Here is a 17,603-nt window from a genome sequence, read left to right as displayed (position 1 = left end):
GGCCCTGCACCTGCACTACCCTTTAGCCCGTGTGCGGAATCGTCGGATATGTCGGACAGCGCCCTGCCCGGGGCATCGTCGTCGACGCGTTGCGCCGGATGGAGTACCGCGGCTACGACTCATCTGGTGTGGCGCTGCTCGACGGCTCGGGTGGACTGACGGTCCGCAGGCGCGCCGGCCGGCTGGCCAATCTGGAGGCAGCTCTCGATGAGACGCCCGACGGGGTGCTGGACGGCACCACAGGCATGGGGCACACCCGGTGGGCCACTCACGGTCGTCCCACGGACCGCAACGCGCACCCGCACCGCGATGCCGCGGGCAAGATCGCCGTGGTTCACAACGGCATCATCGAGAACTTCGCGTCCCTGCGCGCCGAGCTCGAGGCCACCGGCGTCGAGTTCGCGAGCGACACCGATTCCGAGGTCGCCGTTCACCTGGTGTCCTGGCAGTACCACCACGGACCCACCGCGGGTGACTTCGTCGGCTCCGTGATGGCCGTTCTGCCGCGCCTTGAGGGCCACTTCACGCTGGTGTTCGCCAGCGCCGACGACCCCGGCACCATCGTGGCGGCCCGCCGCTCCACCCCACTCGTCATCGGCGTCGGTGACGGCGAGATGTTCCTCGGCTCCGACGTCGCCGCCTTCATCGAGCACACCCGTGAGGCCGTCGAGCTGGGTCAGGATCAGGCCGTCGTGATCACCGCCGACGGCTACGAGATCTACGACTTCCACGGCAACCGGGACGACGCCGCTGCCCGTCCCTTCCACATCGACTGGGATCTGTCGGCCGCTGAGAAGGGCGGCTACGAGTACTTCATGCTCAAGGAGATCGCCGAGCAGCCCGCCGCGGTCGCCGACACCCTGCTCGGGCACTTCGCCGACGGTCGCATCGTGCTCGACGAGCAACGGCTGTCCGATCAGGAACTGCGCGAGGTCGACAAGGTCTTCATCGTCGCCTGCGGTACTGCGTACCACTCGGGGATGCTGGCCAAGTACGCGATCGAGCACTGGACCCGGCTGCCGGTCGAGGTCGAGCTCGCCAGCGAGTTCCGCTACCGCGACCCCGTGCTGGACCGCAGCACGCTGGTGATCGCAATATCGCAATCGGGCGAGACCGCCGACACTCTCGAGGCCGTCCGGCACGCCAAGGAGCAGAAGGCCAAAGTGCTGGCCATCTGCAACACCAACGGCAGCCAGATTCCGCGCGAATGTGACGCGGTGCTCTACACGCGCGCCGGACCGGAGATCGGTGTCGCCTCCACCAAGACGTTCCTGGCCCAGATTGCGGCCAACTACCTCGTCGGCCTGGCGCTGGCGCAGGCCCGCGGCACCAAGTACCCCGACGAGGTCGAGCGGGAGTACCGCGACCTGGAGGCGATGCCCGACCTGGTCAGCCGCGTGCTGACCTGCATGGAGCCCGTCGCAGAGCTGGCCCGCCGGTTCGCGACGTCTCCGACGGTGCTGTTCCTGGGGCGCCACGTCGGCTACCCGGTGGCGCTCGAGGGTGCGCTCAAGCTCAAGGAGCTGGCGTACATGCACGCCGAGGGTTTCGCCGCCGGCGAACTCAAGCACGGCCCCATCGCGCTGATCGAGGACGGTCTGCCGGTGATCGTGGTGATGCCATCGCCGAAGAATGCGGCGATGCTGCACTCCAAGCTGCTGAGCAACATTCGCGAGATCCAGGCACGCGGTGCTGTCACCATTGTGATCGCGGAGGAGGGTGACGACACGGTGGCGCCCTACGCCGATCACCTGATCGAGATCCCGGCGGTGTCAACGCTGTTCCAGCCGCTGCTCTCAACGATCCCGCTGCAGGTGTTCGCCGCCGAGGTGGCTCGCGCGCGTGGCTACGACGTTGACAAGCCGCGCAACCTGGCCAAGTCGGTCACCGTCGAGTAGGCCGACCGGCGTGGGCGATGTCGGGCGCTTCCGCAGCGACGCCGCCCGCGCGCACTTCCTCGACGTTTACCGCGAGTGCCTCGCGGCGTTGCCGTCGTACGCCGAGACATTTGACGTGCCAACAGCTTTCGGAGAGGTTCGGGCCTACCGCTTCGACGGTCCGTCGGGGAGGCGTCCGGTCGTCCTGTTGCCCGGACGTAACGCGTCCACTCCCATGTGGGCTGCGAATCTTCCCGCGTTGTTGCGTCACCGGACGGTGTTCACCGTCGACCTCCTGGGTGAACCCGGGCTGTCGGTGCAGCAGCGGCCGCTCACCGGGGCCGAGGATCAGGCGCGCTGGATGGATGACGTAGTTGCCGCGCTTGGACTGGATTCGGCGCACCTGATGGGTGTGTCGTTCGGCGGCTGGACGGCGTGCAACTACGCGATCCGGCAACCGGGTCGGGTGGCGTCACTTGCGCTACTGGACCCGGTCATGACGTTCGCGCGCATCCCCATCCGCACAATGCTCGCAGTGGCACCGATGGGTCTGCCCGGTGTGCCGGAGTGGTTGCGGCGCAGAGTGCTTCGCTGGATATCGGGTGGGGCCGACGTCGACGACTCGGTTCCCGAGGCGCGGCTCATTGCCGCGGGCACGGCCGACTTCGTCCTGCGCCAGCCCATGCCGACACTCTTCACCGACGATCAGCTGCGGACGCTGGATGTCCCCGTCCTCGCGTTGATTGCGGGCCGCAGCGTGATCCACGACGCCGAGCACGCCGCCACCCGCGCACGAGACCTGTTGTCGCACGGTGAGGTTGAGCTGTGGGCCGCGGCGTCGCACGCGATCTCCGGCGAGTGCGCCGACGAGATCGACGAGCGCGCGCACAGGTTCTGGGACGAGGTCGACGAGCTGGACGGTCTAGATTCTCCGAATATGTTCTGAGGTAACGTCTTCCGCCGACCGGGCGAACTGGGTCAGGTGTCCGAGTTGGGGTACGTCGAAGTCGTCGAGTAGCCCGACGAGGTCCTCGTTGAGCGGGCCGTACAGTGCGGCGATTCGTGCGACGCCGTCACCGGCCGGCTCGATGACGACCTTGCGTCGATCGTGCGGGTCCGGCGTCCTGGTGATGTAGCCGGCGTTCTGCAGGCGGTCGAGCATGCGGGTGGTGGCGCCGGTGCTCAGGTTCACGCGGCGCGCGAGCTCCCCAGGGGTCGACGGGCCGAACCGCTCGAGAACGTACATGCACTGGGTCTCGGCCGGGGTGACCCCGATTTTGCGCGCAACGAGGTCATTGAACTGGGCCACCAACACCTGCCATCCGGCCAGCGCCTCGATCAGTTCGTCGGATGCGCGCTGTCGAGCGGACGACTGCTGCGACATGACAACTCCTCCCGTTTGACTGCATCATAAAGTAATTGCATGATGCAGATATATCCGATTGAACTATTCACGCCACCTCGAAGCCGATTGCCAGAACGGATGTCGTATGCCTGACTTCACCGGATCGTCCATCGACCATCTCAACATCGCCGTGCCCGACCTGGCCCGGTCGCTGGCATTCTATGAACCCACTCTGGCATCGCTGGGCATCGTGAAGGTCATGGCCGTGCCCGCTGACGAGGCGACCGGCCAACTCGAGATGCACGGGTTCGGGTGGGAGCACAAACCGTTCTTCTGGCTGGTCGCCGACGGCAGGGTGGGCGATAACGTGCACGTGGCGTTCATCGCCGAGAACCGGGCCGCCGTCCGGGGCTTCTACGAGACGGCGCTGGCGGCTGGCGGCCGGACGCTGCTCGAGCCAGGGCTTCGCCCGGAGTATCAGCCGGACTATTACGGAGCCTTCGTGCTCGATCCCGACGGGATCAATGTTGAGGCGGTGTGTCACCGCCCGGAGTGACGGCGGTCTGCTGATACAGCGCGAGCTGCCAGCCGGTCTCAGTGCGGTGATAGACCGACGACATCGCCCCGACGAACGGTTCGTCGGAACCCTCGCGCCAGGCTCTGCCCGTGTAGACCAGAGCCGCGGTGCGGGGGTCGATGTCGATCACCCGGGTATCGGCGATCTCGTACCGCAGCCACGGCGGCGCCTGCGCGAGTGCGGCGCTCACCTCGGAGCGATTCATCGTGGCGCCGTTGGCCAGCACCATCAGCGCATCGGCGGACATCATCTCGCCGTAGTACTGCGCAGCGGTGCCTTCGCACAGCGCCTTCCATCCGTCGTTTTCGAGCGCGAGCAGTTCCTTGAGGAGAACCGGGTCGGTGGCGGTATTCGTCATGGGGGAGGGGTACCCGCTCGGAGTCCCGTTTTATCCGGACCGCACCGCGTAACGTTGGACCGCGACAGCACCGAGGCTCGAGAGGCGACGAAGACCCGACGATGCGGCACTACTACACCGCGGACGCGATCCGTGACGCCGAGGCGCCGTTGTTGTCCAGCCTTCCCGACGGCGCGTTGATGCGCCGCGCCGCATACGGACTGGCCACCGCGATAGCCCGCGAACTCGGCGCCGTCTCGGGTGCCACGCTGTGCGCCGTGGTGGGTTCCGGCGACAACGGTGGCGATGCGCTGTGGGCGGCGACGTTCCTGCGTAGGCGGGGCGCGGCCGCGACGGCACTGCTGCTCAACCCCGAACGCACTCACGCCAAGGCGCTGGCTGCATTTCGCCGGGCGGGTGGTCGCCTAGTTGAAACCGTGCCAGAGTCAACCGATCTGGTGATTGATGGCGTCGTCGGGATATCCGGCAGCGGTGCGCTGCGCCCGCACGCGGCCGAGGTGTTCGCCGGAGTCGACGCCGCGGGCATACCCGTCGTCGCCGTGGACACTCCCAGTGGTCTCGACGTCCACACCGGAGCCGCCGCAGGACCGCATGTCCACGCGGCGCTGACCGTGACGTTCGGGGGACTGAAACCCGTTCACGCCCTTGGCGAGTGCGGGCGGGTCGAACTCATCGACATCGGCCTCGACCTGCCGGTCACCGGTGTGGCGAGCCTGGAGGCCGCCGATGTCGCCGCGCGCTGGCCGATACCGCGTGCGACCGACGACAAGTACACCCAGGGTGTCACCGGTGTGCTCGCCGGATCAGCGACCTACCCCGGTGCGGCAATCCTGTGTGCGGGGGCCGCGGTGGCGGCGACGTCCGGCATGGTCCGTTACGCGGGCAGTGCCGCCGCCGAGGTCGTGTCGCACTGGCCGGAGGTCGTCGCCGCGCCGAACCCCAGTGCCGCGGGGCGGGTCCAGTCCTGGGTCGTGGGACCCGGTCTGGGGACCGACGAGGCGGGCGCGGCGGCGCTGTGGTTCGCATTGGGGACCGACCTTCCGGTCCTCGTCGACGCGGATGCGCTGACGATCCTCGCCGCGCACCCCGACCTCGTCGCGGGCCGCACTGCGCCGACGGTGCTGACCCCGCACGCAGGGGAGTTCGCCAGGCTCGCTGGTCATCCACCCGGCGATGACCGAGTGGCGGCAACCCGCCGACTGGCCGACGCCCTCGGCGTCACGGTGCTGCTCAAGGGCAACGTCACGATCATCGCGGAAGCGGGTGCGCAGTCCGGTTCGACGGGCACCACCTACCTCAACCCGGCAGGCCAGTCCTGGGCCGCCACCGCGGGATCCGGCGACGTGCTGTCGGGTGTCATCGGAGCGCTGCTCGCCTCGGGACTGCCCGCCGGTGAGGCGGCCGCGATGGGGGCGTTCGTGCATGCGCGCGCGGCGGGCCTCGCCGCCGCCGACCCGGGACCCGCCCCCGCACCCACGTCGGCATCTCGAATCCTCGACCACATCCGCTCGTCAATCGCCAACCTCTAGGAGACATCCCGCATGACACACAGGCATCACCGGTCCCCATCGGTTTCACCGGCCTACACCGGACGCCTCTCCGTCGCGCCGATTCCATCGCTGCGGCTGCCCGACGATGCGATGGACCCGCAGGCGGCGTATCGGTTCATCCACGACGAGCTGATGCTCGACGGCAGCTCGCGGCTCAATCTGGCCACCTTCGTCACGACGTGGATGGACCCCGAGGCCGAGAAGCTCATGGCCGAGACATTCGACAAGAACATGATTGACAAGGACGAGTACCCGGCGACCGCGGCCATCGAGGCCCGCTGCGTGTCCATCGTGGCCGACCTGTTCCATGCCGAGGACCTGCTCAACGACGACCCCAGCAGCGCCACCGGCGTGTCGACCATCGGCTCCAGCGAGGCCGTGATGCTCGGTGGCCTCGCGATGAGCTGGCGGTGGCGACAGAAGGTTGGCGATGGAAAGGATGGCTGGCGCTCCAGAAAACCCAACCTGGTCCTCGGGTCCAACGTTCAGGTGGTGTGGGAGAAGTTCTGCCGATACTTCGACGTCGAGCCGCGCTACCTGCCCGTGGAGGAGGGGCGCTATGTCATAACCCCCGAGCAGGTGCTGGCCGCGGTCGACGAGGACACCATCGGCGTGGTGGCGATCCTGGGCACCACCTACACCGGCGAACTCGAGCCGATCGCCGAGATCTGCGCGGCCCTGGACAAGCTCGCGGCCGACGGCGGCGTGGACATACCCGTGCACGTCGACGCGGCCAGTGGTGGCTTCGTGGTGCCTTTCCTGCATCCCGACCTCATGTGGGACTTTCGGTTGCCGCGGGTGGTGTCGATCAACGTCAGCGGCCACAAGTACGGCCTGACCTACCCGGGTATCGGCTTTGTGGTGTGGCGCAGCCGCGAACATCTGCCGGAGGAGCTGGTGTTCCGGGTGAACTACCTCGGTGGGGATATGCCGACGTTCACGCTGAACTTCTCCCGGCCGGGAAACCAGGTCGTCGGCCAGTACTACAACTTCCTGCGCCTGGGCCGTGCCGGATACTCGCAGATCATGCACTGCCTGTCCGACACCGCACGGTGGCTCGGTGATCAGCTGCGCGAAAGTGAGCACTTCGAGGTCATCACGGATGGGTCGGCGATCCCGGTGATCAGCTTCCGACTCACCGGCAAACGCGAATACACCGAGTTCGACGTGTCGCACGCGCTGCGCGCGTTCGGTTGGCAGGTGCCCGCCTACACGATGCCCGACAATGCGACCAACGTCACTGTGTTGCGCGTGGTGGTCCGGGAGGGCTTCTCCGCCGACCTCGCTAGGTCCCTGCGCGACGACATCATCACCGTGCTCAAGGGCCTCGACGAACTCAAGCCGAAGGGGCTCTACGACGAGGTGCAGCCCTTCGCCCACTAGGCCGGGAAGCGGGTCTGGGACAATCGCCAGTGGTGATATGACCATGCAGACGACTGAGCTCACGACATCGACAACTGCCAATGCCGCCGCCACTGCGGTGGTGGACCTCGACGCGATCGCGCACAACATCACGGTGCTGCGCGAACGCGCCGGATCCGCCCAGGTGATGGCGGTGGTGAAAGCGGATGGATATGGGCACGGTGCCGCCGAGGTGGCCCGTGCCGCGCTCGCGGCCGGTGCCGCCGAACTCGGCGTCGCCACCATCGACGAGGCGCTCGCGGTGCGACGCGATGGCGTGAGCGCGCCGCTGCTGGCCTGGTTGCACGTGCCGGGGGTCGACTTCGGCCCCGCGCTGGAGGCCGATGTGCAGGTGGCGGTGTCGTCGCGGCGCCAACTCGCCGACGTGGTCGACGCCGTCGAACGCACCGGCCGTACCGCGACGGTGACGGTCAAGGTGGACACCGGCCTGAGCCGCAACGGCGCGGCTCGGGCGGAGTTCGCCACGATGCTGCCCGAACTGGCTCGGGCCCGCGCCGCAGACGCCATCAGGGTGCGGGGGCTCATGTCGCACCTGGCCTGTGGTGACGACCCGGACAACCCGATGAACGGCACCCAGGCTCAGCGGCTGTCCGAGATGCGCGAGCAGGCGCGTGCGGCGGGCGTGTCGTTCGAGGTCGCGCACCTGGCGAACTCGCCCGCCATCATGACGCGGCCCGATTTGGCGTTCGACCTGGTTCGTCCCGGCATCGCGGTCTACGGGCAGTCGCCCATCCCGGAGCGCGGGGACATGGGGTTGATCCCCGCGATGACGCTGACGTGCGCGGTGGCCATGGTCCGCCAGATCAAGGCGGGTGACGGGGTGTCCTACGGGCACACCTGGATCGCCGACCGCGACACCACCGTGGCGCTGCTGCCGATCGGTTACGCCGACGGTGTGTTCCGGCCGCTGGGCGGACGTATCGACGTGCTGATCAATGGTCGGCGCAGACGCAACGTCGGGCGGATCTGCATGGACCAGTTCGTCGTTGACCTGGGGCCAGGACCCGTCGACGTCGTGGAGGGTGACCGCGCCGTGTTGTTCGGACCCGGTCGCGATGGTGAGCCGACCGCACAGGATTGGGCCGATCTGCTCGGCACCATCAACTACGAGGTGGTCACCAGCCCGCGGTGGCGGGTCCAACGGGTCTATACCGGGGCCGGTCGAAACCGTTGAGCGACGACGAACCTGAGGCGTCGAATGAGAGGACGCGCAAGGGACACTGGCTGGCCGGTGCGGCGGGACTCTCCGCAGTGGGCGGTGCGGCGGGTGTCACGGTCGCGCGCTCACTGACCCGTCGGTTCAGCGACTTCGACCCGTACGAAGCTGAGGATTTTGAACTCCTCGACGCCGACCGCAGCTATGTCGTCACGACTGCCGATGGCGTTCCCCTTGCGGTGCGCGAGGTCGGACCCGAGAGTGCGCCGCTGACGGTCGTGTTCGCGCACGGCTTCTGTCTTCGTATGGGGGCCTTCTACTTTCAGCGAGCACGGCTCACCGAGCAATGGGGTGACCAGGTTCGGATGGTGTTCTACGACCAACGCGGGCACGGCCAGTCCGGGAACGCGTCTCCCGACACGTTCACGGTTCCTCAGCTGGGTCAGGACCTGGAGGCGGTCCTAGCGGTGATGGCGCCGCGCGGACCGGTGGTCCTGGTCGGGCACTCGATGGGCGGCATGACAGTGCTGTCGCACGCCAGGCAGTTCCCCCAGCGCTACAAGACCCGGATTGTCGGTGCCGCGCTGATCTCCACGGCCGCAGAAGGTGTCGCGCGGTCACCACTGGGCGAGATCCTGCGCAATCCCGCGCTGGAGGCCGCGAGGTTCGCCGTGCGGTACGCGCCCAAGTTCGTGCACCGCGGCCGCGGTGCGGCGCGCAAGCTCATCGGACCCGTGCTGCGTGCCGCGTCGTACGGTGACGAGAAGATCAGTCCGAGCGTCGTCGCGTTCTCCGAACGGATGATGCACGACACGCCAATTGCCACCCTGGTCGGCTTCCTGCACGCGCTCGAGGTGCACGACGAGAGCGATGGGCTGAAGGTGCTTGCCAAGATCCCGACGTTGATCGTGTGCGGTGAGCGCGACCTGCTGACTCCGATGGAGTACTCCGAGGCGATGGCGATCGCGCTGCCCAAGTCCGAACTCGTGATCATCGGGGGCGCAGGGCATCTCGTTCAGCTCGAACAGCCCGAGATCGTGGACGACGCGTTGGTCCGACTCGTCGAGCGAGCCACACCGTCCAAGTTGGTGGCCATCACCCGGCGCCTGCGGGATCGAGTGCGCAGCCATGGCTGACGTGTCGTCGGGAACGGCGGAACTGGCCTCCCCGGAGGACACCATCGCACTGGGCGCGCGACTGGGTGCGGACCTGCGGGCCGGTGATGTCGTGGTGCTGTCCGGACCGCTCGGTGCGGGAAAGACGGTACTGGCCAAGGGGATTGCTCAGGCGATGGATGTCGACGGTCCGGTCACGTCGCCGACCTATGTGTTGGCTCGCGTGCACCCGGCGCGCCAGGAGGGGCGGCCAGCCATGGTGCACGTGGACGTGTATCGACTGCTCGACCCCGGGCACTCCGCCGCTGGCGCGGACCTGCTGGCCGAACTGGACTCGCTGGACCTGGACACCGATCTCGAGGATGCCGTCGTGGTTGTGGAGTGGGGTGAGGGTCTGGCCGAACGACTCTCGGAACGTCACCTGGACATCCGGCTCGAGCGTGCCAGCGACACCGAGGTGCGCACGGTCATGTGGCAGTGGAGCCGGCCGTGACGAGTCTGGTCCTGGCCATCGACACCGCCACACCCGCGGTCACCGCGGGGGTGATCCGGCGTGCGGACTCCGTGGAGGTGCTCGCCGAGCACGTGACGCTCGACCCCCGCGCACATGCCGAGCGGATCACACCGAATGTGTTGGCCTCCTTGGCTGATGCGGGAGTCACGATGGCGGACCTGACCGCGGTCGTGGTCGGATGCGGCCCCGGACCCTTCACCGGGCTGCGGGTCGGCATGGCGACGGCGGCTGCCTACGGCCATGCCCTCGACATCCCCGTGTACGGCGTGTGCAGCCTCGACGCCATCGGAGTGGATACCACAGGTGAGGCCCTCGTAGTCACCGACGCCCGACGTCGCGAGGTCTACTGGGCGCGCTACCGCGACGGCGTCAGGATCAACGGCCCCGCGGTGGCCGCGCCTGCCGATGTCCCCGCCGATGCGGATGCGGTGGCGGGCTCACCCGAGCACGCCGCGCTTTTCGACCTGCCCAGGCTTGTCCCGGTGTATCCGACGGCCTCGGGTCTGGTTCGCGCCGTGGACTGGTCGGTCGCGCCCGCTCCGCTGGTGCCGTTGTATCTGCGGCGCCCGGATGCCACGCCACCCGGTGAGCGGCGGCGATGACCGTCGTCTACGACGCGCTGGCGGTCCGCGACGCCGACCGGTGCGCCGAACTCGAGGCCCAACTGTTCCCCGGCGACGACCCGTGGCCCGCCGTGGCGTTCCTGCGCGAACTGGACTCCCAGCACAACCACTATGTCGCGGCGCGGGTCGACGGTGTCCTGGTCGGCTATGCCGGAATCACCCGGTTGGGCCGGAAACCGCCGTACGAGTTCGAGATTCACACCATCGGCGTCGACAGTGCGTTCCAGGGCCGCGGAATCGGGCGGCACATGCTCGACCAGCTGCTCGGCATCGCGGCGGATGACGCCGTGTTCCTGGAGGTCCGCACCGACAACGACGCGGCGATCGCGCTGTATGAGAGCACGGGTTTCGTCCGGGTCGGCATCCGCAAGCGGTACTACCGTGTCAGCGGGGCTGACGCGTACACGATGCGCAGGCCAGCCAAGGAGGAAGTGGCGCGATGATCATCCTGGCGATCGAGAGTTCGTGCGATGAGACCGGTGTCGGTATCTGCGATCTCGCCGACGACGGCACCGTCACACTGCTGGCCGACGAGGTGGCCTCCAGCGTCGACGAGCACGCGCGGTTCGGCGGCGTCGTCCCCGAGATCGCGTCACGCGCGCACCTGGAGGCGCTCGGCCCCACCATGCGTCGGGCGCTGGACGTCGCGGGTGTCTCGCGGCCCGACGTGGTCGCCGCGACCATCGGGCCCGGCCTCGCGGGTGCGCTGCTGGTTGGTGTCGCCGCGGCCAAGGCCTACGCCGCCGCCTGGGAGGTGCCGTTCTACGCCGTGAATCACCTCGGCGGTCATCTCGCGGCTGACGTTTACGAGCACGGACCATTGCCAGAGAGCGTTGGACTGCTCGTATCGGGCGGTCACACTCACCTGCTGCACGTGCGGTCGCTGGGGGAGCCGATCGAGGAACTTGGCAGCACCGTCGACGACGCGGCGGGGGAGGCCTACGACAAGGTGGCCCGCCTGCTGGGGCTCGGCTATCCCGGCGGCAGGGTTCTCGACGAACTCGCACGCACCGGCGATCGCGATGCGGTGGTGTTCCCGCGCGGCATGACCGGCCCGCGTGACGCCCCGAACGTGTTCAGCTTCTCCGGTCTCAAGACGGCGGTGGCGCGCTACGTCGAAAGCCATCCGGAGGCCTCGCAGGCCGACGTGGCCGCCGGCTTCCAGGAGGCCGTCGCCGACGTGCTCACCATGAAGGCCGTGCGGGCTGCCACCACGCTGGGGGTCTCGACGCTGCTGATCGCCGGTGGGGTCGCGGCCAACTCACGGCTGCGTGAGCTTGCCGAGGAGCGCTGCGCCGCAGCGGGTTTGACGTTACGCATCCCGCGACCGCGGCTGTGCACCGACAATGGCGCGATGATCGCATCCTTTGCCGCCCAGCTCATCGCGGCCGGCGCGTCGCCGTCGCCACTCGATGTGGCCAGCGACCCCGGGCTGCCGGTGCTGAAGGGTCAGGTCGCGTGAGCCTCGATGCACTCGCGGCCCGATTTGCCGTCACCGACCTGCTGTACCGCTACGCCGAGCTGATCGACGCGGGTGACTTCGACGGCGTTGGTGAACTGCTGGGCCGGGGCAACTTCATGGGTGTGAGCGGCGCATCATCGATCGCCAAGCTCTTCGCGACGACCACCCGCCGCTTCCCGGACCACGGCAATACGCCGCGCACGCGGCACCTGGTGCAGAACCCGATCGTCGACGTGGATGGTGACGTCGCCACGTCTCGGTCGACGTTCTGTGTCGTTCAGGGCACCGAGACGGTGCCGCTGCAGCCAATCGTCGTCGGACGATATGCCGACACGTTCGCCCGCGACGAGGACGGCTGGTACTTCACCGAACGCAAGGTGGATGTCGAGTTGGTGGGGGACGTCTCGGCGCACCTGATGATCGACCCGCGCCAGTACGGCTAGAACCGTCAGAACGGCGGCGGCCTATTGCGTTCCGCCACATGGGCATCGTTGAGTGCGCGCTCCGCCTTGATGCGGTCGGCGCGCGCCTTCATGCGGGCGCGTTTTCGGGTCGGCATCATCACCGAGCGGTAGGCACTTGGCGTTTCCGGTGTGGCAGGCGGTGGTGCCGGGGTGGCGATGGCCCACCCCGGGAAGAACAGGCTGGCACCGGGCTTCGTGGCGTAGGCGCACCCGGTGGGAGTGGTCACGACCACGGTGCCGTCGGCCAGTTGACGATCGGACCATCCGGGCCAGAAAGTCTTGAGCAAGTGATGCTTTCGGCAGTAGCACTTCAAGCCACCGGCGTGCGTGGGCCCCGCCGGATAGGGCACGGTGTGGTCGATGTCGCCGGTCATTGCGGGACGGTCACAGCCAGGGAAGCGGCACGTCATGTCCCGTACCCGGATGAATTCGTCGAGTGCGGCGCTGGGCCGATACCGAGGCTCAGGTGCGGTGTCGGGTGCCACGACGGGTCGCACCCTTGCGCCGTGCGCGATCAGGTCGGCCAGCAGCGGCGCGGGCACCGCACCGCCGCCCGCGATCAACGCCGCCTTCGTGCGCTCGGTGCCTTCCGCACTGTCGTCGCCGACCAGACCCTCACCGTGCAGGTGCGGGTCGGGAGAGCCGGTCGTGGCCGCCTCCTCGGCAATCACGTGAACGATGACACAGCTGGCACGACCGTCATCGGCGGCGGCGGGGCACTGCGGGTTGTCGCACATACAGCGAAGGTGTTGCGAACCCGCCGCGAGCGCACCAATGGCGTCGGCGCGGCGCTGCGCCGTTGTGCGTGGGTCGTCCTCGCACACATCGCGGGCCATCGCCGCCAGGCGCTGATTCAGCAGTGCGGCATCCGTGGCTAACAGCCGACCCCAGACGGCGGAGGTGCCGGTCTTCTCGTCGGGGTCGGACACCTTGAAGTCGCGCGATCGAGCGCTACTGCGCGTGCGTCGCAGCGCGCCAGGATCGACCGAGTCGACCCACACATCGATGGCCTGCGTGAGTTTGTACTCGGACAGTGGTCCCCAGTCGGTGATGCGTTCGGCGATCGCGGCGTCCAGTTCGGTCAGCGCGGTCGAATCCTGAACGAGGTAGGTGCGATCCGCGATGACTGCCATCCGACGGGCGTCCACCGCACCTGACAGGAACATCGCTCCGACCTTCGGGAACCTGTCACGCAGCATGACCGCGACGTCCATCTCGCCGCTCGCGCGGCGGTGGCCGATGTTCAGTGCGGCGGCGACTTCCGCGGCGGCGGCGTCCCAGTCGTCGCATGCCCAGTCGGGGTGTTCGGCAGTATTGCGACGGCGCTCGAGTTCGGCGATGGCGGCGTACTTGCGTGCGTCGGCCGCTGCTGCGCTGCGCGCCCAGCCCTCAACGGCCGCGATCAACGCGGCATCATCGAGTCTGCCCATCTCAGCGGGCTCAGGCGGCAGGATGTCGAACACGCGTTCGATTATAGTTCTGCCCCCCGACACGTTGACGGTCGATTCGAGGGTCCGTCAGAATTAGGCAGAACCCCAACCTTGAGTGCTAGCACTCGCGTGTATAGAGTGCTAGGTGGCAGGCGACCAACCCCCTGTGCCGGCACCCGCGACGACGGCGCAACGGGCACGGACGCGTGCCGAACACCTGGTAATCGACAGGTCCGGGGTGTCCGGACCTAACACCTGAACTAGTGGAGGGCTCCATCGTGGCGAGCGTCAACATCAAGCCACTCGAGGACAAGATCCTCGTACAGGCCAACGAGGCCGAGACGACCACCGCATCCGGTCTGGTCATCCCCGACACGGCCAAGGAGAAGCCGCAGGAAGGCACCGTCGTCGCAGTTGGCCCCGGCCGCTGGGACGAGGATGGCGAAAAGCGCATCCCCCTGGACGTCGCTGAGGGCGACACCGTCATCTACAGCAAGTACGGCGGCACCGAGATCAAGTACAACGGCGAGGAGTACTTGATCCTCTCCGCGCGCGACGTGCTGGCAGTCGTCAACAAGTAAGCGTTCGTGTCCGCCCCGGAGATCACCGTCGAAACGTGTGATTTCCGGGGCGGCATGCGTTGTATCTCTCCTACGTAGTCAGAAAGTACATTCATGAGCAAGCAGATTGAGTTCAACGAGACTGCGCGACGGGCGTTGGAGGCGGGCGTCGACAAGCTCGCCGGCGCAGTACGCGTGACGCTCGGTCCCCGCGGCCGGCACGTCGTGCTCGCCAAGGCCTTCGGTGGCCCCGTGGTGACCAATGACGGTGTCACGATCGCGCGTGAGATCGACCTGGAGGACCCGTTCGAGAACATGGGTGCCCAGCTGGTCAAGTCGGTCGCCACCAAGACCAACGACGTCGCCGGCGACGGCACCACGACCGCCACTGTCCTGGCCCAGGCCATCATCAAGGCCGGGCTGCGCAACGTCGCGGCAGGCGCCAACCCCATCGCGGTTGGCTCGGGTATCAGCAAGGCTGCCGACGCTGTGTCCGAGGCGCTACTCGCCGCGGCCACCCCGGTCAACGACAAGAAGTCCATCGCGCAGGTCGCCACCGTCTCCTCGCGCGACGCGGAGATCGGCGAACTGGTCGGTGAGGCGATGACCGTCGTCGGCCATGACGGCGTCGTCACCATCGAGGAATCGTCGACGATGTCGACCGAACTCGAGGTCACCGAGGGCGTCGGCTTCGACAAGGGTTTCCTGTCGGCGTACTTCGTCACCGACTTCGACTCGCAGGAAGCCGTCCTCGAGGATGCGCTGGTGCTGCTGCACCGCGACAAGATCAGCTCGCTGCCCGATCTGCTCCCGCTGCTGGAGAAGGTCGCCGAATCCGGTAAGCCGCTGCTGATCATCGCCGAGGACGTCGACGGTGAGGCGCTGTCCACCCTGGTGGTCAACGCGATCCGCAAGACTCTGAAGGCCGTGGCGGTCAAGGCACCGTTCTTCGGTGACCGCCGCAAGGCGTTCCTCGACGACCTCGCGGTCGTCACCGGCGGCCAGGTCGTCAACCCCGATGTGGGGCTGCTGCTTCGCGAGGCTGGGCTGGATGTGCTCGGCAGCGCGCGCCGCGTCGTGGTCAACAAGGACAGCACCGTGATCGTCGACGGTGGCGGCTCTGCCGATGCCGTGCAGGCGCGCGCTTCACAGCTGCGGGCCGAGATCGAGTCGACCGACTCCGACTGGGATCGCGAGAAGCTCGAGGAGCGGCTGGCCAAGCTGGCCGGCGGCATCGCGGTTATCAAGGTCGGCGCGGCCACCGAGACCGACCTGAAGAAGCGCAAGGAGGCTGTCGAGGACGCGGTCGCCGCGGCCAAGGCAGCCGTCGAGGAGGGCATCGTCACCGGTGGTGGCGCGGCGCTGGTTCAGGCCGGCGCGGTGCTGGACAAGCTGCGCGAGTCGCTCAGTGGTGACGAGGCGATCGGTGTGGACGTCTTCGCCGCAGCGCTGTCGTCCCCGTTGTACTGGATCGCCACCAACGCCGGCCTCGATGGGGCCGTCGTGGTGAACAAGGTTCGCGAACTGCCCGCCGGGCACGGCTTCAACGCCGCGACCCTGTCCTACGGCGATCTGGTTGCCGACGGCATCGTCGACCCGGTGAAGGTCACCCGCTCCGCGGTGGTCAACGCGGCATCGGTCGCTCGCATGGTGCTCTCCACCGAGACTGCGATCGTCGAGAAGCCGGTCGAGGCAGACGATGATCACGGGCACGGTCACCACGGCCACGCTCACTAGGCACTGATTCACGAACACACCCCCGGTCCTGTTGGGCCGGGGGTGTTTTCGTTTCGGAAGGCCCCTTGTGTCTGTTGTCTGCGTGCTTAAATCGCCACTATGGGGGAGCCTTTCGTAGACGCCGGTAGTCCTGACGAGTGGTTGGCGACGATCGGCGACATTGCTGTTTCGGAGTATTGGATATCGACACCAACGGGCCAATTTCCGCTCCGTGGCACCGTGTGGACGGTCACGGACATGTCCACCTCCGAAGAGCGCCTCTCGACCGGCACGATAATTCTCGCGATCCTGTCTTCCCTGGTCTGCCTGCTGGGCTTGCTTTTCCTGCTCATGAAGGACGTGCGGCAGGTCGGGTTTGTTGAGGTCATGGTCGAGGGCAACGGGTTCCGTTACTCGACGATGATTCCGGTGACGAACCCTCACACAGTTCTCGATATCAACGATGAAGTCGACTATGCGCGTGAGTTGGCGGGTCAGGTGGCCTAGTTTAAAGCTAGGACGCGGGGCTCTGGTCTCCGAACCTCTCGGCTGCAGTGAATGCAAGTGACAGCGCGGTCATCAACGCCGCGGCAATCGAAAGAGGTCAACGCGATGGACGAACCGCTGTTGCTGCAACATCGAGATGATCGCGGCGTCGTGACGCTGACACTGAACCGTCCCAAGACATTCAACGCACTGTCCGAGGCGATGCTCGCGGCGCTCAGTGACGCCGTCGACGCGCTTCGCGATGATGACGGGGTCCGCGCCGTCGTGCTCGGGGCAACCGGCAAGGCCTTCTGCGCTGGCCACGACCTGAAGGAAATGCGGTCCGAGCCTTCTCTCGAGTACTACCAGAGCTTGTTCGCACAGTGCACAGCCGTGATGCTCGCGATCCAGCGCGTGCCGGTCCCGGTGATCGCTCGTGTTCATGGGCTCGCGACTGCTGCGGGCTGCCAGCTCGTCGCGATGTGTGACCTCGCGGTGGCGAGCGATGACGCACGCTTCGCGGTCAGCGGTATCAACGTCGGGCTCTTCTGCGCGACCCCGGGCGTGGCGCTGTCCCGCAATGTGCCGCGTAAAGCGGCCTTCGAGATGCTCGTTACCGGCGAATTCGTCTCTGCCGAGGAGGCGCGCGTGTTGGGCCTGGTCAACCGGGTGGTTGCGGCCGACGCGCTGGACGACGCGGTTGAGGAGCTGGTAGCACGCATTGTTGCCAAGCCGGCCGTCGCCGTCGCGGTGGGGAAGGCCGTGTTCTATCGCCAGATCGAGGTCGGAATCGAATCCGCGTATCAGGACGCGGGCGCGACCATGGCCTGCAACATGATGGATCCGAGCGCGCTCGAGGGCGTCCAGGCCTTCATTGAGAAGCGCCCGCCCAGTTGGTTTGCGACACCGGCGTCAGCGCCTTAGACAACCCGCGGAGAACCGGGGAAA

At 67.4% G+C, this 17,603-nt stretch carries 19 protein-coding genes; 16 read left to right on the top strand and 3 right to left on the bottom strand.

Annotated features, from left to right (window positions below):
• Positions 1–29 precede the first annotated feature (29 nt).
• A complete protein-coding gene (gene glmS, locus ACZY0X_RS00640) occupies positions 30–1,898 on the top strand; it encodes a glutamine--fructose-6-phosphate transaminase (isomerizing) (protein ID WP_463767692.1) in 1,869 nt (622 codons plus the stop codon).
• A 10-nt stretch (positions 1,899–1,908) separates the two neighbouring features.
• On the top strand, positions 1,909–2,823 hold the full coding sequence (locus tag ACZY0X_RS00635) for an alpha/beta fold hydrolase (protein WP_463767691.1): 915 nt from the start codon (positions 1,909–1,911) through the stop codon (positions 2,821–2,823).
• Here ACZY0X_RS00635 and ACZY0X_RS00630 read toward each other — a convergent pair.
• Positions 2,800–3,261 (bottom strand): MarR family winged helix-turn-helix transcriptional regulator, encoded by a 462-nt coding sequence (locus ACZY0X_RS00630; RefSeq protein WP_463767690.1) that lies wholly within the window; start codon positions 3,259–3,261, stop codon positions 2,800–2,802. The two genes, ACZY0X_RS00635 and ACZY0X_RS00630, sit on opposite strands and share 24 nt — an antisense overlap.
• Positions 3,262–3,367: 106 nt before the next feature.
• Here ACZY0X_RS00630 and ACZY0X_RS00625 point away from each other — a divergent pair, with 106 nt between their 5' ends.
• On the top strand, positions 3,368–3,778 hold the full coding sequence (locus ACZY0X_RS00625) for a VOC family protein (RefSeq protein ID WP_463767689.1): 411 nt from the start codon (positions 3,368–3,370) through the stop codon (positions 3,776–3,778).
• Here the strand turns inward: ACZY0X_RS00625 and ACZY0X_RS00620 are convergent.
• On the bottom strand, positions 3,744–4,157 hold the full coding sequence (locus ACZY0X_RS00620) for a nuclear transport factor 2 family protein (RefSeq protein WP_463767688.1): 414 nt from the start codon (positions 4,155–4,157) through the stop codon (positions 3,744–3,746). The genes ACZY0X_RS00625 and ACZY0X_RS00620 overlap by 35 nt on opposite strands.
• Positions 4,158–4,258: 101 nt before the next feature.
• On the opposite strand from ACZY0X_RS00620, the gene ACZY0X_RS00615 reads away from it, so the two are divergent.
• Genes ACZY0X_RS00615 through ACZY0X_RS00575 form a run of 9 tightly spaced genes read left to right on the top strand, consistent with a single transcriptional unit; the run spans position 4,259 to position 12,442 of the window.
• The gene (locus ACZY0X_RS00615; RefSeq protein ID WP_463767686.1) at positions 4,259–5,686 is read left to right on the top strand and encodes a bifunctional ADP-dependent NAD(P)H-hydrate dehydratase/NAD(P)H-hydrate epimerase; all 1,428 of its coding nucleotides are present in this window, start codon (positions 4,259–4,261) and stop codon (positions 5,684–5,686) included.
• A gap of 12 nt (positions 5,687–5,698) precedes the next feature.
• Positions 5,699–7,090 (top strand): glutamate decarboxylase, encoded by a 1,392-nt coding sequence (locus ACZY0X_RS00610; protein ID WP_463767685.1) that lies wholly within the window; start codon positions 5,699–5,701, stop codon positions 7,088–7,090.
• 43 nt (positions 7,091–7,133) lie between these two features.
• On the top strand, positions 7,134–8,303 hold the full coding sequence (gene alr / locus ACZY0X_RS00605; protein ID WP_463767684.1) for an alanine racemase: 1,170 nt from the start codon (positions 7,134–7,136) through the stop codon (positions 8,301–8,303).
• A complete protein-coding gene (locus ACZY0X_RS00600) occupies positions 8,300–9,421 on the top strand; it encodes an alpha/beta fold hydrolase (RefSeq protein ID WP_463767683.1) in 1,122 nt (373 codons plus the stop codon). Before alr ends, ACZY0X_RS00600 begins: the two co-directional genes overlap by 4 nt.
• Positions 9,414–9,893 (top strand): tRNA (adenosine(37)-N6)-threonylcarbamoyltransferase complex ATPase subunit type 1 TsaE, encoded by a 480-nt coding sequence (gene tsaE, locus ACZY0X_RS00595; RefSeq protein ID WP_463767681.1) that lies wholly within the window; start codon positions 9,414–9,416, stop codon positions 9,891–9,893. Before ACZY0X_RS00600 ends, tsaE begins: the two co-directional genes overlap by 8 nt.
• Complete coding sequence (gene tsaB / locus ACZY0X_RS00590) at positions 9,890–10,516, top strand: tRNA (adenosine(37)-N6)-threonylcarbamoyltransferase complex dimerization subunit type 1 TsaB (protein WP_463767680.1); 627 nt, start codon at positions 9,890–9,892, stop codon at positions 10,514–10,516. Before tsaE ends, tsaB begins: the two co-directional genes overlap by 4 nt.
• Complete coding sequence (gene rimI, locus ACZY0X_RS00585) at positions 10,513–10,980, top strand: ribosomal protein S18-alanine N-acetyltransferase (RefSeq protein ID WP_463767678.1); 468 nt, start codon at positions 10,513–10,515, stop codon at positions 10,978–10,980. Before tsaB ends, rimI begins: the two co-directional genes overlap by 4 nt.
• Positions 10,977–11,999: a tRNA (adenosine(37)-N6)-threonylcarbamoyltransferase complex transferase subunit TsaD gene (gene tsaD / locus ACZY0X_RS00580; RefSeq protein WP_241400690.1), complete on the top strand. Its 1,023-nt coding sequence runs from the start codon at positions 10,977–10,979 to the stop codon at positions 11,997–11,999. Before rimI ends, tsaD begins: the two co-directional genes overlap by 4 nt.
• Complete coding sequence (locus ACZY0X_RS00575; protein ID WP_241400689.1) at positions 11,996–12,442, top strand: nuclear transport factor 2 family protein; 447 nt, start codon at positions 11,996–11,998, stop codon at positions 12,440–12,442. Before tsaD ends, ACZY0X_RS00575 begins: the two co-directional genes overlap by 4 nt.
• 5 nt (positions 12,443–12,447) lie before the next feature.
• Here the strand turns inward: ACZY0X_RS00575 and ACZY0X_RS00570 are convergent, their stop codons facing one another.
• Positions 12,448–13,926 (bottom strand): HNH endonuclease signature motif containing protein, encoded by a 1,479-nt coding sequence (locus ACZY0X_RS00570; protein WP_463767677.1) that lies wholly within the window; start codon positions 13,924–13,926, stop codon positions 12,448–12,450.
• Between the two features lie 245 nt (positions 13,927–14,171).
• Here ACZY0X_RS00570 and groES point away from each other — a divergent pair, with 245 nt between their 5' ends.
• From groES to ACZY0X_RS00550, 4 genes are all read left to right on the top strand, one after another.
• Positions 14,172–14,474 carry a co-chaperone GroES gene (gene groES, locus ACZY0X_RS00565; protein ID WP_003887755.1) on the top strand — a complete coding sequence of 101 codons (303 nt, stop codon included), beginning with the start codon at positions 14,172–14,174 and terminating at the stop codon, positions 14,472–14,474.
• Positions 14,475–14,567: 93 nt separating this feature from the next.
• On the top strand, positions 14,568–16,190 hold the full coding sequence (gene groL, locus ACZY0X_RS00560) for a chaperonin GroEL (protein ID WP_463767676.1): 1,623 nt from the start codon (positions 14,568–14,570) through the stop codon (positions 16,188–16,190).
• 237 nt (positions 16,191–16,427) lie between these two features.
• Positions 16,428–16,676: a hypothetical protein gene (locus ACZY0X_RS00555; protein ID WP_463767675.1), complete on the top strand. Its 249-nt coding sequence runs from the start codon at positions 16,428–16,430 to the stop codon at positions 16,674–16,676.
• Positions 16,677–16,781: 105 nt separating this feature from the next.
• Positions 16,782–17,579 carry an enoyl-CoA hydratase gene (locus ACZY0X_RS00550; protein WP_463767674.1) on the top strand — a complete coding sequence of 266 codons (798 nt, stop codon included), beginning with the start codon at positions 16,782–16,784 and terminating at the stop codon, positions 17,577–17,579.
• Positions 17,580–17,603: the final 24 nt, after the last annotated feature.

This window comes from Mycobacterium sp. IDUB_39 (assembly GCF_055419205.1).
Note: the sequence above shows the minus strand (reverse complement) of the source record. Positions and strands in the feature narration are given on the sequence as shown.